Annotated in this window: 14 protein-coding genes and 2 pseudogenes; 2 read left to right on the top strand and 14 right to left on the bottom strand. The window is 55.5% G+C overall.

Annotated elements, in window-relative coordinates; translation table 11 throughout:
* On the bottom strand, nt 1-460 hold a 460-nt coding region (locus C6W55_RS05155; RefSeq protein ID WP_286891770.1), incomplete at its 3' end, for a helix-turn-helix domain-containing protein.
* A 145-nt stretch (nt 461-605) separates the two neighbouring features.
* On the opposite strand from C6W55_RS05155, the pseudogene C6W55_RS18260 reads away from it, so the two are divergent.
* Nucleotides 606-1,156, top strand: a pseudogene (locus tag C6W55_RS18260) (transposase); the annotation flags it as partial.
* Nucleotides 1,157-1,399: 243 nt separating this feature from the next.
* On the opposite strand, the gene C6W55_RS05145 reads toward C6W55_RS18260, so the two are convergent.
* Nucleotides 1,400-3,133 carry an ABC transporter ATP-binding protein gene (locus C6W55_RS05145; RefSeq protein ID WP_286891768.1) on the bottom strand — a complete coding sequence of 578 codons (1,734 nt, stop codon included), beginning with the start codon at nt 3,131-3,133 and terminating at the stop codon, nt 1,400-1,402.
* The gene (locus C6W55_RS05140; RefSeq protein WP_157373560.1) at nt 3,090-3,359 is read right to left on the bottom strand and encodes a hypothetical protein; all 270 of its coding nucleotides are present in this window, start codon (nt 3,357-3,359) and stop codon (nt 3,090-3,092) included. Before C6W55_RS05140 ends, C6W55_RS05145 begins: the two co-directional genes overlap by 44 nt.
* Before the next feature lie 130 nt (nt 3,360-3,489).
* Between C6W55_RS05140 and C6W55_RS05135 the strand changes: the two are divergent.
* Nucleotides 3,490-3,722: pseudogene (locus tag C6W55_RS05135) on the top strand (IS5/IS1182 family transposase); the annotation flags it as partial.
* 66 nt (nt 3,723-3,788) lie between these two features.
* On the opposite strand, the gene C6W55_RS18050 reads toward C6W55_RS05135, so the two are convergent.
* The 11 genes from C6W55_RS18050 to C6W55_RS05085 all read right to left on the bottom strand — a co-directional run bounded on the left by C6W55_RS18050 (nt 3,789) and on the right by C6W55_RS05085 (nt 12,492).
* On the bottom strand, nt 3,789-3,917 hold the full coding sequence (locus C6W55_RS18050) for a glycosyltransferase family 2 protein (protein WP_353682008.1): 129 nt from the start codon (nt 3,915-3,917) through the stop codon (nt 3,789-3,791).
* Between the two features lie 276 nt (nt 3,918-4,193).
* On the bottom strand, nt 4,194-4,511 hold the full coding sequence (locus C6W55_RS05130; protein ID WP_083883188.1) for a glycosyltransferase family A protein: 318 nt from the start codon (nt 4,509-4,511) through the stop codon (nt 4,194-4,196).
* A 319-nt stretch (nt 4,512-4,830) separates the two neighbouring features.
* Nucleotides 4,831-6,162, bottom strand: a complete 1,332-nt coding sequence (locus C6W55_RS05125; protein ID WP_286891767.1) for a pyrimidine-nucleoside phosphorylase — start codon at nt 6,160-6,162, stop codon at nt 4,831-4,833.
* Between the two features lie 18 nt (nt 6,163-6,180).
* Nucleotides 6,181-6,354 carry an aspartyl-phosphate phosphatase Spo0E family protein gene (locus C6W55_RS05120; RefSeq protein WP_015254804.1) on the bottom strand — a complete coding sequence of 58 codons (174 nt, stop codon included), beginning with the start codon at nt 6,352-6,354 and terminating at the stop codon, nt 6,181-6,183.
* A 116-nt stretch (nt 6,355-6,470) separates the two neighbouring features.
* Nucleotides 6,471-7,292, bottom strand: a complete 822-nt coding sequence (locus C6W55_RS05115) for a purine-nucleoside phosphorylase (protein ID WP_286891766.1) — start codon at nt 7,290-7,292, stop codon at nt 6,471-6,473.
* A 37-nt stretch (nt 7,293-7,329) separates the two neighbouring features.
* Nucleotides 7,330-8,508: a phosphopentomutase gene (locus C6W55_RS05110; RefSeq protein ID WP_286891765.1), complete on the bottom strand. Its 1,179-nt coding sequence runs from the start codon at nt 8,506-8,508 to the stop codon at nt 7,330-7,332.
* Nucleotides 8,509-8,580: 72 nt separating this feature from the next.
* Nucleotides 8,581-9,483 carry a tyrosine recombinase gene (locus tag C6W55_RS05105; protein ID WP_286891764.1) on the bottom strand — a complete coding sequence of 301 codons (903 nt, stop codon included), beginning with the start codon at nt 9,481-9,483 and terminating at the stop codon, nt 8,581-8,583.
* 35 nt (nt 9,484-9,518) lie between these two features.
* Nucleotides 9,519-9,752, bottom strand: a complete 234-nt coding sequence (locus tag C6W55_RS05100) for a DUF4227 family protein (RefSeq protein ID WP_286891763.1) — start codon at nt 9,750-9,752, stop codon at nt 9,519-9,521.
* Between the two features lie 184 nt (nt 9,753-9,936).
* Nucleotides 9,937-10,392 carry a ferric iron uptake transcriptional regulator gene (fur, locus tag C6W55_RS05095; RefSeq protein ID WP_286891762.1) on the bottom strand — a complete coding sequence of 152 codons (456 nt, stop codon included), beginning with the start codon at nt 10,390-10,392 and terminating at the stop codon, nt 9,937-9,939.
* 114 nt (nt 10,393-10,506) lie between these two features.
* The gene (gene spoIIM, locus C6W55_RS05090) at nt 10,507-11,136 is read right to left on the bottom strand and encodes a stage II sporulation protein M (protein WP_286891761.1); all 630 of its coding nucleotides are present in this window, start codon (nt 11,134-11,136) and stop codon (nt 10,507-10,509) included.
* Nucleotides 11,137-11,241: 105 nt separating this feature from the next.
* Nucleotides 11,242-12,492 (bottom strand): endonuclease Q family protein, encoded by a 1,251-nt coding sequence (locus tag C6W55_RS05085; RefSeq protein WP_286891760.1) that lies wholly within the window; start codon nt 12,490-12,492, stop codon nt 11,242-11,244.

Below are 12,492 nucleotides of genomic sequence, written 5' to 3'. Positions count from 1 at the left end.
GGACAAACGTGATGCACCATAACCGTACGGGATGCTGATGAAGATCGTGCGTTCTCGTTTCGCCGAAGTCAACTTGCATCTGCTGTCCCATGGGCGGGTCTTCCACCGCTTCGTACTGGCGCATCGGTTTGCTTTTCGGGATACCATGCCGCTCACGCAAGTGCCGGACGAAGTGCCGAACGGTGCTCTCGCAGACGTTGGCATCCAAGCGCCGTTCCTTCAACCAGTCATGAATCTGAGCGGCCGATAGGTCCGGATATTCCCGCAACCATTGAAGAACTTGGGATTCAAACGGATCCAGCTTCTTTCGCCGCGTCTTCACCGATTCGATGAATGCCTGCATTTCTTCCGGCGACATGTTCAGATATTTGTACACGGTGTTTCGAGAAATGTTCAGTTTGCGGGCTATCTGTGAAACATTGAGCCCCAACTGTTTCAGTTGATAGATTTCAATGTACATAGGCCACCTTTCCGCAGATTTCATTCTCCTCACCCTACACTGATGAATTTCCAGCTTGATTATATCGGGTGAGGGAGAATCAGGGAATTCGTGTTCAAGATTATTTCGTGTTTCTTGTTAATTTTATTTTAGCGGTTACACAGGGTACTTGAAGGAACAATTTCCATCTCTCAAACCGAAACATGTACTGGCGGACAGGGATATGACGGCGAACCGGTATATCGCCAAATCCGGGAAATTGGAGCGTTTCCGATCATCCCGCTGATTCATCGTGTCAAGCAGCCGGAAGGCGAGGATGAGCATCTGCTTCCGACTTGCAAACAAGGTCACGCGTATGTTTACGACAGTTACGACGCCAAGCGGGATACGGTGAGATTCACAAGGCCGAAGGAATGTGCCACTTGCCCTTTTCAAGCTGACGGTTGCCGGAAAGTATTCAAATTTCGCGTGGAAGAAGATGTTCGCCGATTCACTGCACCCGGACGCGGGAGCGAAAAATGGGCACAGCTATTCAAGCAGCGAACCGCGATTGAACGCGTATTCGCCTACTTGAAGCTGTACCTGGAGTTGGGTTCAACCCGAAAACTGAAAAAGCGTGCGTTAATGGATGTTCAATTGAGTTGCTTGACTTACAACCTGTGCAAACTCGCACTGGACCGGTGGAATAAAACGATGCTGCAGTCTCAAGTTGCCTAATTTTTTTGAAAAGGCATGTCGATTATTGGACTGACTCAGCCTGTTAAATGATTTATGAAATTGACTTTTCTATAGAATTGAATTATATCAGACTCGTCTTCTTGACCTATATTTTCTCTCAAATGTAAAACAAAGTGTTTCATCCTGCTTGTAAAAGGACTATAATTTTCGAGATCTTTTCTTGCAATTATCCATGCTAACGCAAATATTAGATCTAAATAATAGAAGGGCTCACAGTATATTTCATAGTGAAACCTCCCTTGTTCGCTCCAGCATCCTGTAATAGTCTCCATACTTGCTTCGAAGCTCACTATCAGTTGCGTTTTCAAGTATATAACCTTCATGCATAAACAAAACTTTATCAAAAGGCCTGATCCATGAGTAATCATGAACAACAATTATCAATATTTTATCGGAAAAAGCTTTTTCTGTATCTTTTATAATCTTATGCTCTGTTTTTTGATCAAGGTTCGCTGTAGGTTCATCCATAAGAATGATTGGTCTATCGGTAAATAATGCTCTCGCTAATGCAATTCTCTGTTTCTGTCCACCGGACAAATTTGACCCGTTTCTGTCTAAAACTGTATTATACCCGTTTGGCAGTTGACATATGAAATGATGCGCATTTACAGCCTTGGCTGCGTCTATAATTCTATCCATATCAATCGTGCCTAATCCAATATTTTCCGCTATGGTTCCATCAAAAAATGCTGCATCCTGTTCTACATAGCTAACGTAGTTCCGTAACTCCAGCACATTTTCTACCAATTCATTATTGATATAAATTTTTCCTTTTATATCGGTCGTTAAACCTGCCAAAATTGACAAAAGTGTAGATTTACCTGCGCCACTTTTCCCTATAATGAAAAGTCTCTCACCCTTAGCAAGATCGAAACAAACATTTTTTAGTTCAAATCCTTCGCGCTTCAAGCAGATATTTTCCAAACGCAAACGATCAATTTGTCTGCTTGTAACCTGAACCGGCGGTTTGCTTTCAGGAAGCGCAAGAATTTCATTCAATCTTTTTGCGCATGCAGCTCCTTCACTGATCATGCTCATTTGGCTGCCTATACTGACCAAAGGAGTCAGAAGATTGTTATAAAGCATTATGAATGCGGTTAATTCTCCAATAGTTAAGTCTCCTGAAAGTACCAACCATCCTCCGACAAAAACATTAACCAACTCAGGTATTGCCCCCGTAAATCCCCTTACTCCAAAAATGGTGGCGTTAATCCTTGCCTTTTTAACCCGTAAAGTATGATATTCATTTAAATGTTCATGCCCTTTCTGAAGTAAATAGACTTTCAACTGATCAAATACCTTTGTTAGTTTGTTCATTCTGAGAATATCCATAAACAAATTGCTAACGGAGGATAGCTTGTTTTGCATGGAATTTGTCATTATTTCCAAGGACTTTCCAGTCTTTGACGCAAGAAATAGTACAAATATCGGAAAAAACAAATCAATACATGCCAACAACCAATTCATGTTGATCATTAGAGCGAATGTGGATATGGCATAAACACTATTCGAAAGTATTGCAATCACACGCCAACCAACCAATTGTGATGAGCCTTCGATATCCGATTGGAATCTGGTAATCCAATCGCCTTGTTGATATTTTGAAAATTGATCGTGAGAAGTATCAATTGATTTTGATAAGATTCTTTTTCTCACCGAATTCGAATATCCACTTTGTACTTTTTCCACGCAAAAATATTGTAATGACGCACCAATTTGTACAATAAGTGCCAATAAAGCAAATTGAAGCGCCAGAATAATGATCTGGGAATTTTGCATATTCCCTTTAGTCAAGTAATCTACCAACTCTTTAATAATTCTTACTTGCCAAACATCACTAAGATTAAATGCGGCAGTAGCAATTATCGCTATCAAAAGCCAACCCCAGTATGACCTTGCCCAATTAATAGTTCTAATCCATATCCAGATTATTCCTTGGTATTTGCTGTGTTTCATTCAGTTGACTCCTTACTAATTTTATGATTGTATCAAAATTTGCAAAGTTGTTTTCAGTTATTTTTTCTGCATCGAGTTTGATGTCCATTATTTCCTCTAATCCAACAACAATTTCATATACCGCCATTTTGTCAAGTTCACATTCCAATGAATACCCTAAACAGCAATCTTTTTTCTTTGGACAACTTTCCATCATGATGGTTTTCACAGCCTCATCAAGCGACATAAAACCACCCTGTAGCGAAATCATAGTTTAAAAAATTCATGAATAGGCCAGAAACACCCTGAAGTGTTTCTGGCCTAATATGCGTCAATTGTCACTTAGAGCCTATCCGAAAACCATTATAAGCAAGTAGGAAAAAGTGGCCGAGTTGGGATATGTCCTTCATTTGCGTTCGCGCGGCGAAGAGAAAGAAGAAAAAGCGGCGATTCCCGGATACCGGGCCAGACGATGGGTGGTCAACACTCTTGGATGAATCGCTTTCGCCGCTTGCTTATTCGTTGGGAAAAGAAAGTGGAGAACTACGAGGCCATGCTCCATTTTGCCTGCGCCTGGATTTGTTTCCGCTGCGCAGAGGTTTTCGGATAGGTGCTTAGTGAGATAGACTCATCAGTAGAATTCCTTTTATGATATTGATGATAGTTTATTGCATGTTTATTTATTTTTGATGGTTCCTTTATTTTTTTGCAATCGATATACGAGATCTGTGTCCTCCATTCCCCAACCCTTATAGTTCTCATCGAAATATCCTGCTTCATCTAAAAATTCGCGTCTTACAGACATGTTTGCGGTTGTGCCCAACAACCATTTAAAGCGGAACCCCTCAAGATCTTTTCCGAATTCTTCATAAAATTCAAGGAAATTATCAGGTGCGTCATGAACAATATATTGATAGATCGACTCGTTTTCGAAATCCAATAATTGATCATCAATGATTTTTGTTAATTTTTCAGGAAATAAATCTATTTCAACTAATTTGTTATTCTTTTTTAATAAATCATATAAATGATTTGTCCGTATATTTAAGTCTCTTTCAGCAAACGTTAAAATATTCCCTTTTCATCCTAATGCAACTATATTAGGTTTATCATGTGTTTTTATTTGCTCATTAAGAAATTGTGGTGTTACAATTCTGTCGTCGTCATTAAAAAGTATAATCTCGCCTTTAGCGTTTTCAATCGCCACATTTCTTGCTGCAGAACGCCCTTTGTTTGATTGCTCAATGTATGTAATTCTCAACTTATCCAGAAAGCTCTCGACAATTTGTTTTGTGTGATCAGTACTCCCATCATTCACGATTACAATTTCATAATTGAAATTACAACGTTGATATTCAAAAGACCTAAGCGTTAAGTCAAGGTAAATCAGCTTTATCAAATGTTGGTATAATAACGCTTACAATTATTTCGGAACTCTTTCCATTCACCGGGTAACCACCCCACGATTTCTATTCTCGAATAGCATTATATATACCAGATCACAATGCCGGTAGTTTATGTTTCTTGTTATTTACCAGTTTACTATGATTAATCGTGTTGTCAATAATTTTTGGGTCTATGATTATTATATTCCAATAACACATGTTCTTGACTGTATTTAATGAAATAGGCTTCGAAACGTCTTAATAAACAGATACGTTCGAAGCCCGTAATTCATCTCTACCTTTAATTATATCTAACTGATTAAGGTGCCCGTATCAATCCATCCGCCGGATGCCGTCCTCCGTGACGACGGACAGGATGAGCGGCCGCACCGCCGGCGGCTCGCCGCCGATCTCGAACGCCTCCGCGGCGAGCCGCATCGCTTCGGCTTCGGCATCGCCTTCGCGCGCGGCGTGCAGCTCCGCCAGCGGTTCGCCGGCGCCGACCCGACTGCCGAGCTTCTGCGCGAGCACGACGCCGACCGCGTGGTCGATCTGCGCGTCCTTCACCGCGCGCCCCGCGCCGAGCATCATCGCCGCAAGGCCGAGCTTCTCCGCGTCGATGCGGCGCACGTACCCGGCGCGCTCCGCCTTCACGCAGATCCGGTGCGGCGCCGAGGGCAGCCGATCCGGATCGTCGACAACTGCCGGATCGCCGCCTTGCGCGGCGACGAAAGCACGGAACTTGTCCAGCGCTTCGCCGGACTTCAGCTTCCGCTCCAGCAGCAGGAGCGCTTCATCGATGCTGGCCGCCTTGCCGCCGAGCACCGTCATATGCGCCGCCAGCGTCAGGCAGAGCGACGTCAGATCTTCCGGGCCATCACCGCGCAGCGCGGCGATCGCTTCTTTCACCTCGAGGGCGTTGCCGATCGCCCGTCCCAGCGGCTGGTCCATGTCGCTGATCACAGCCGCGGTCTTGCGGCCCACGAGCCGGCCGATCGCGACCATCGCCTCCGCAAGCCGCTCCGCATCCTCCAGCGTCTTCATGAACGCGCCGCCGCCCGTCTTCACATCGAGCACGATCGCGTCGGCGCCGGATGCGATTTTCTTGCTCATGACGGAACTTGCGATGAGCGGAATCGATTCGACCGTCGCCGTCACGTCGCGGAGCGCGTACAGTTTCTTGTCCGCCGGCGCCAGATCGCCGCTCTGGCCGGCAACGGCCAGCCCGATCTCCCCGACCTGGCGGAAGAACGCCTCGGGGGCAAGCTCCGTGCGGAAGCCCGGTATCGACTCCAGCTTGTCGATCGTGCCTCCGGTATGGCCGAGCCCGCGGCCGGACATTTTCGCAACGGGAACACCCGCCGCTGCGGCCAGCGGCGCGACGATGAGCGTCGTCTTGTCGCCGACGCCGCCCGTGCTGTGCTTGTCCACCTTGATGCCCGGAATGCCGGACAGATCGAGCTGGCTGCCGGACCGTGCCATCGCCAGCGTCAGCTCCGCCGTCTCTTCCGCGGTCATCCCCCGGAAGAGCACGGCCATGGCGAACGCGGACATCTGATAATCCGGAATGTCGCCCCGGCAGTATCCATCGATCAGGAACGCGATTTCCCCGGCGGTCAACTCCCCGCCGTCCCGCTTGCGCCGTATGATGTCAACCGCACGCATGCCTTTCCCTCCTGATCGTCAACATTTCTGTTTTCTCGGAGGCCGCTTCATGAGCTGAACCAGCACGATCAGCTCGTCAAGCGACTGGCTCAGTTCCAGCACTTCGCGGTGCTGCATGTCGTTCCTTGCCCGGAACGCCGTGTTCATTTGATTGCGCAACCATTCGACTCGTCCCAACAACTGCTTGTCCATGAAAAATTCACACTTCTCCCTCTTTCGGATTCACGGGCCATTATACGACGAAACGGAGGGAAGAACGTGTCGCACCCGGTCGAGTCGAACGGTGCATTTTCGCTTCCTGCAAAGTCCTACAAACGGGGGATGACGCCTGTGACCAGAGCCAGAAAACGGGACTTCACGCGCTCGGTCGTCTCCATCACTTCGTCATGGGACAGCGGTTGATCCAGTATGCCTGCCGCCATATTGCTGATGCAGGAAATGCCCAGCACCTCAAGTCCGATGTGGCGCGCGGCGATGACCTCCGCCACCGTCGACATGCCGACAGCGTCCGCGCCCAGCGCGCGAAGCATGCGGATTTCCGCCGGCGTCTCATACGATGGACCCAGCAGTCCGGCATAGACGCCTTCCCGCAGCTTGAGGTCCTGTTCCCGCGCCGTTTCGGTTGCGATGGCGCGCAGCCGCCGGCTGTAAGCTTCCGACATGTCCGGGAACCGGGGGCCTAGTTCGCCGTCGTTCGGCCCGACCAACGGATTGCGTCCGGTCAGGTTCAAATGGTCGGCAATCAGCATCAGATCGCCCGGTTCGAAAGACGTATTGATGCCGCCCGCCGCGTTGGTCACCACGAGCGTCTGCGCGCCGAGCGCCTTCATGACGCGAACCGGGAACGCCGTCAGCTCCGGTCCGTATCCTTCGTACATGTGGAACCGTCCGCGCATGATGACGACCGTCCGTCCGGCCAGCCGGCCGATGACCAGCTCGCCCGCGTGTCCTTCAACGGTGGAGAGCGGGAAATGCGGAATGTCCTCGTATCGGATCACGGCCGCGTCTTCCACATGATCGGCGAGCACGCCGAGGCCGGAGCCGAGAATCAGTCCGATCTCCGGCACAAGCGCCGTCTTTCCGCGGATCGATTCCGCGGCTTCGCGAATATGCACTGCCGTCAATGTCATGGGATCATCCTCCTGACTCAGGTTGCCGCGCCGGGTCTCAGGCGAGGCCGAGATCGTTAAGAAAGCTGGTGCCGTGCGGCGGGCGCTGCACGCCGAACAGTTCGGCGATCGTCGCGGCCAGATCCGCGAACGTCGAACGGGTGCCGAGCGGACGGCCGCCCATGCGCGGGTTGTACAGGAGAATCGGCACATATTCCCGCGTATGGTCGGTGCCGTGGTGAACCGGATCGTTGCCGTGGTCGGCCGTAATGATGAGCAGGCCGTCGTCGCCGGTCCGCGCTTTCAGTTCCGGCACTGCCCGGTCGAATTCCTCAAGCGCCCGCGCGTAGCCGACCGGATCCCGCCGGTGGCCGTACAGCGAATCGAAGTCGACGAGGTTCGTGAAAACGACGCCCCTGCACGGCTTCTCCATCAGTTCCAGCATCCGTCGGATTCCGTCGGCGTTGCTCTTCGTCGACCAGGCGGCCGTGATGCCTTCCCCGCTGAAAATGTCGTTGATCTTGCCCACCGCCCATACTTCGTATCCGGCGTCCTTCAGCGCGTTCAGCACCGTCGGCTGCGGCGGTTTCACCGCGTAGTCGTGCCGGTTCGGCGTGCGGGTGAACGCGCCGGGCTTGCCGACGTACGGCCGGGCGATGACGCGGCCGACCGCGTGCGGCTCGTGCAGCGTCAGCTCGCGCGCAATTTCGCACGCCCGGTACAGCTCGTCCAGCGGGATGACCTCCTCATGCGCCGCGATCTGGAAGACGCTGTCTGCGGACGTGTAGACGATCCACGCTCCGGTCCGCAACTGCTCTTCGCCGAGCTCCTCGATGATCGCGGTGCCGCTCGCCGGCTTGTTGCCGATGACCGGACGGCCCGTCCGTTTCTCGAACTCGCGGATCAGTTCCTCCGGAAAGCCGTCCGGAAACGTGCGGAACGGCACGGGAATGTGCAGGCCGGCCAGCTCCCAGTGGCCGGTCATCGTATCTTTGCCGGCCGATGTCTCGGCCATCTTGCCGAAGGCCGCTTCCGGCGCCGGATGCGGCGCCCAGTCGGCGATCTGCGCGATGTTGGCGAGGCCGAGCCGTCGCAGTTCGGGCAGATCGAAGCCCGGCACCGTTTCCGCGATGTGGCCGAGCGTATGGGCGCCCGCATCGCCGAACGCCGGTGCGTCCGGCAGCTCGCCGATGCCGACGCTGTCAAGCACGATCCAGGTCACTCTTGTGATCTTCACGGGTCAGCACCACCTCTTGTTCTCAAAGATATGCATGGATTCAAGTTGTCAAGCAGTCAAGCCGTCTAGCCGTCAACGCGCCCTCGGATGGGCCGATTCATAGACCGATTTCAGACTCGGCCGCGCCATCTTCGCGTACGCTCTCGTCGCCGAGATGTCCTTGTGGCCGAGCATCTCCTGCACGGCGCGCAGATCGGCGCCGCCCGCGACCAGGTGCGCGGCGAACGCATGGCGCAGCATGTGCGGGCTGACGCCCCCCAGGCCGGACGTCTCGGCATGCTTCTTCATCAGCTTCCAGAACCCTTGCCGCGTGAGCCGGCTTCCGCGCCGGCTGACGAACAGCGCGCGCTCCGGCCGGTCCGGACGGACCAGATGCGGACGGCCGTCCTTCAGGTAACGCTCCAGCGCCTCCGCGGACGCCTTGCCGAGCGGGATGAACCGCTCCCGTCCGTCCGGGCCCGCGCAGCGGACGTACCCGAGGGAAGGATTGACGTCGTCCACGTCGAGTCCGATCAGCTCGCCCGCGCGGACGCCGGTCGCGTACAGCAGCTCCAGCATCGCCCGGTCGCGCAGGCCGGAAGGGCCGCAGCCGTCCGGCGTCTCCAGCAGCCTGACCGCTTCCGCCTCGGTCAGAATGCGCGGCGGTTTCCGTTCCGGTTTCGGCAACCGGATATGGGCTGCCGGATCCGCCTCGATCGCCTTCAGGTCGGCGGCCAGACAGCGGAAGAACGCGCGGATGCTTGACGCGGCGCGGGCGATGCTCGCCGGCGCCTTGCCTTCCGACCTCATCCCGGCCAGATAGGCCGTGATATGATGCGGCTTCACCTGCCCGGGATCGCTGATGCCCTGTGCTTCCATCGCGGCGGTGAACGCCTTCAGATCGCGGGCGTACGAATCTGCCGTCGAGCGGGAAAAGCTGCGCGATTCCATGCGGCTCGCGAGAAACCGCTCGAGCAGATCCGGAAAGTCCGGCATGTCCGTACCCCTCCTTCCCTGCGGAAATGCGTGCTTCAGTCGCCGGTCAGATAAAACAGGCGCAGACGGTCGAGGACGAACGGCGAGGGCCCGCCGTCCGGGTCGTTCACGAACACTTTGACCGCCCGGCCTTGCGGCGCGGCATAAGGGTCCGGCATCCGCAGCCATTCGGCAAGCAGCCGGAATGCCGCCGAGATCACCAGCGTCAGCATCAGGAACAGCACGACGAACAGCAGCCTGCGCAGCATGCGGCGCAGCGACAGCACCATGCAGGATCACCTCCGCCGCCCGACGGGACGGGCTTGCTGCTAACACTCTATGTATCCGTTCCGCCCGCCAGTACCGCGAAGGGAGCTGCAGCTTGCGATCGCGGCCGTCGTTTTTTTTCACCGTCGATGCAAAAACTCCCGAACGGCCCCGCTAGGGTCCCCGTCCGGGAGCATGCGCTGCGGTTTACTCATTGGATTCGCGGGATTCGCGGCAGCGGCGGCAAATGCCCTGAAAATCGAGCCGGTGATCGATGACATGGAAGCCGTACTCCTGCTCCAGCCGTTCCTCGAGCGGGATGAGCCAGTCCTCCATAATCTCTTCCATCGAGCCGCATTGCACGCAAATCAGATGATGGTGATGGTGCTTGGAACTGTCCGTCCTCAGATCATAGCGCGCGACGCCGTCGCCAAAGTTCAATTTCTCCACGACATGCAGCTCGCTGAGCAGTTCCAGCGTCCGGTACACGGTGGCCAGACCGATCTCCGGCGCGATCTCCTTCACGAGCATAAAAACGTCTTCCGCGCTGAGATGGTCTTCCTCGTTCTCCAGCAATACGCGAACGGTCGCTTCCCGCTGCGGGGTCAACTTGTAGCCCTGCGACTGAAGCTGCTGTTTGATTTTCTCTACCCGGGCTTCCATGTTCTCCCCTCCGCGAATCGGCAACCTTCGCTGTTACGATGTTTGGAATCATTATCATTATAGAAGGAGGTTCGAACGAAAGTCAAACCTTCCGGCGCAGTCCGTGATGCGAAGTCAGGATGCAAGCAGCGGCGCCGCCCAGCCGATCAGATTCGGCGCGACATAAGCTTCGATGAACGCGCCGCCGGTCATGACGGCAAGCAGGATCAGCGCGGCGGACGTATGGGCGAGCAGCGGCTCCCTGAGGCTGCCGGACGGCTGCACCAGCCGGTACCTGAACACGTGCAGCGCAAAGGCGACGGACGAGACGCTGGCAAACAGAAGCGCCGGAAGCACCAGCAGGTTCCCGGGCACCATCGCCGCCAGGGCGAACAGCATCCCTTTCCACCCGTACGCCTGGACAAGCACGCCAAGGCTGAAGCCGATCAGCACGCCCTTCAAAAAATCGAGCACCAGCACGAACGGTGCCCCGATCACCGTCACACCCAGCAGCCAGACGGCCAGCAGCCATTTCCCGTGCAGCATCGCCCGGTCGCGCAGCGTATCCTTGACATCCGCCAGCTGCCCGGCTTCGGCCGTCAGCGCGTACCGCGCCAGATCGGAAGCCAGATTGTCCTGCTGATCGAGCGTCAGCGTCCGGCTGGCCAGCACCCCGAACACGATGCCCGCCGCCGTAAGCACCGCAATGAAGACCAGCAGCGTCTGCCGGTACGCCGCCGTCGTGAAGCTGAATTCCGCCCGCATCGCCGTCTCTCCCGTTCCGGAAAAATCAGACATGCTGTACCATTGTATGTTTCGGGTCGAAAGGGTATGCCGGCGTGCCGATTGCAGCGTTTCAGCGGATGGCGTCTAGCCCGACAGCGCCTTGCCGTAGCGGCCTCCGCCGCCCGCCTTGAGGCCGATCCGTCCTTCCCGGGCGGCGAGGATCAGCGCGGCCGTCTTGTCCCCCGCCGTTTCGGCCAGCGCTTCGGGCGAAGCGTCATGCAGCACGTTCATTTCCGTGCCGAAGCGGTCCAGCAGCCGGTCGAGCAGTTTCGGTCCGACGCCCGGGATGAACTCGAGCGGCACCTGGCAGATGTACGGCGGCCTCTCCGCATCGATCCGCGGGACGTTGCGTCCCGCGAGCCGGCCGAGGGCGTGCACGCGCCCGGACACGCCGCGGATCAGCTTCGCCGATCCGCAGAGCGGGCAGCGCATTACAGCGTCCGGGCTTGCCGGCATCTCGCCGTCCTCCACGTCCAGCGTCGTTCCGCAGCCCGCGCAATGCGTCCGGTGGTACTTGCCGAGGCGCGGATCAAGGCCGTAGTTTGCGGCGATCCCGCGGCCGTCTTCGCCGCGCAGCGCCTTGCGCAGCTCGTCGAACGACGGTTCGCCGAGGATGAGCGAGTTGTATTCCCGGCCAATGCGGGCAAGCGAGTGCGCATCCGAGTTCGTCAGGAACGGATACCGGTCCAGCTCGGGCACGAGACCGGCCATCGCCGTGTCCGCGCTCAGGCCGAGCTCGACCGCGTCGATGAGGTCGGGATCGAGCACGTCGGACAGCCGGTCCGTGCAGCTGCCGTACAGGCTGCGGTGCGGCGTGAAAATGTGGGCGGGGATGAACAGCCCGCCCCGCGCCGCCGTCTCCCGCTGCAGTTCCGGGCCGCTTGCGCGGATGCGCTGCGAGCTGAGCCCGACGTTCGTCATCCGCTCCTTGAGCCAGTCGGTGAACGAGCGCATCGCCTCGAAATCGCGCAGGAAAACGAGGTGATGCGCCGGTCCCCGGCCGGGTTCCTTCACCTCGATCTCCGTACCGAGCAGCAGCGTGACGTCCCGGTAGCGGATGCCGCCGCCCGGCGCCTCCGCCATCTCGCCGCGGTCGAGCAGTTCCGCAATGTCCCGCTGGACGCCGGGCGAATGGGCGTCGATGACGCCGAGCAGCCGGATGCCCTTGCGGCAGGCGGCTTCATGGGCGATGTTCCGGAACGTCAGCGCCCGGCTGGCGCTGATCTTCACCGGCTCGCCGCGTCCCGTGGAGCCGATGTGCAGATGCAGATCGGCGAATACGCGGCGCAGGCCAGCGCCCGGGCCGTGCTTGAGGGTTGTGCCAGTGCCGCCCAT

The sequence above is a fragment of the Thermobacillus sp. genome (genome assembly GCF_003390775.1).
Classification (GTDB): Bacteria; Bacillota; Bacilli; order Paenibacillales; family Paenibacillaceae; genus Thermobacillus; species Thermobacillus xylanilyticus.
This window is presented reverse-complemented; position numbering and strand designations above follow the sequence as displayed.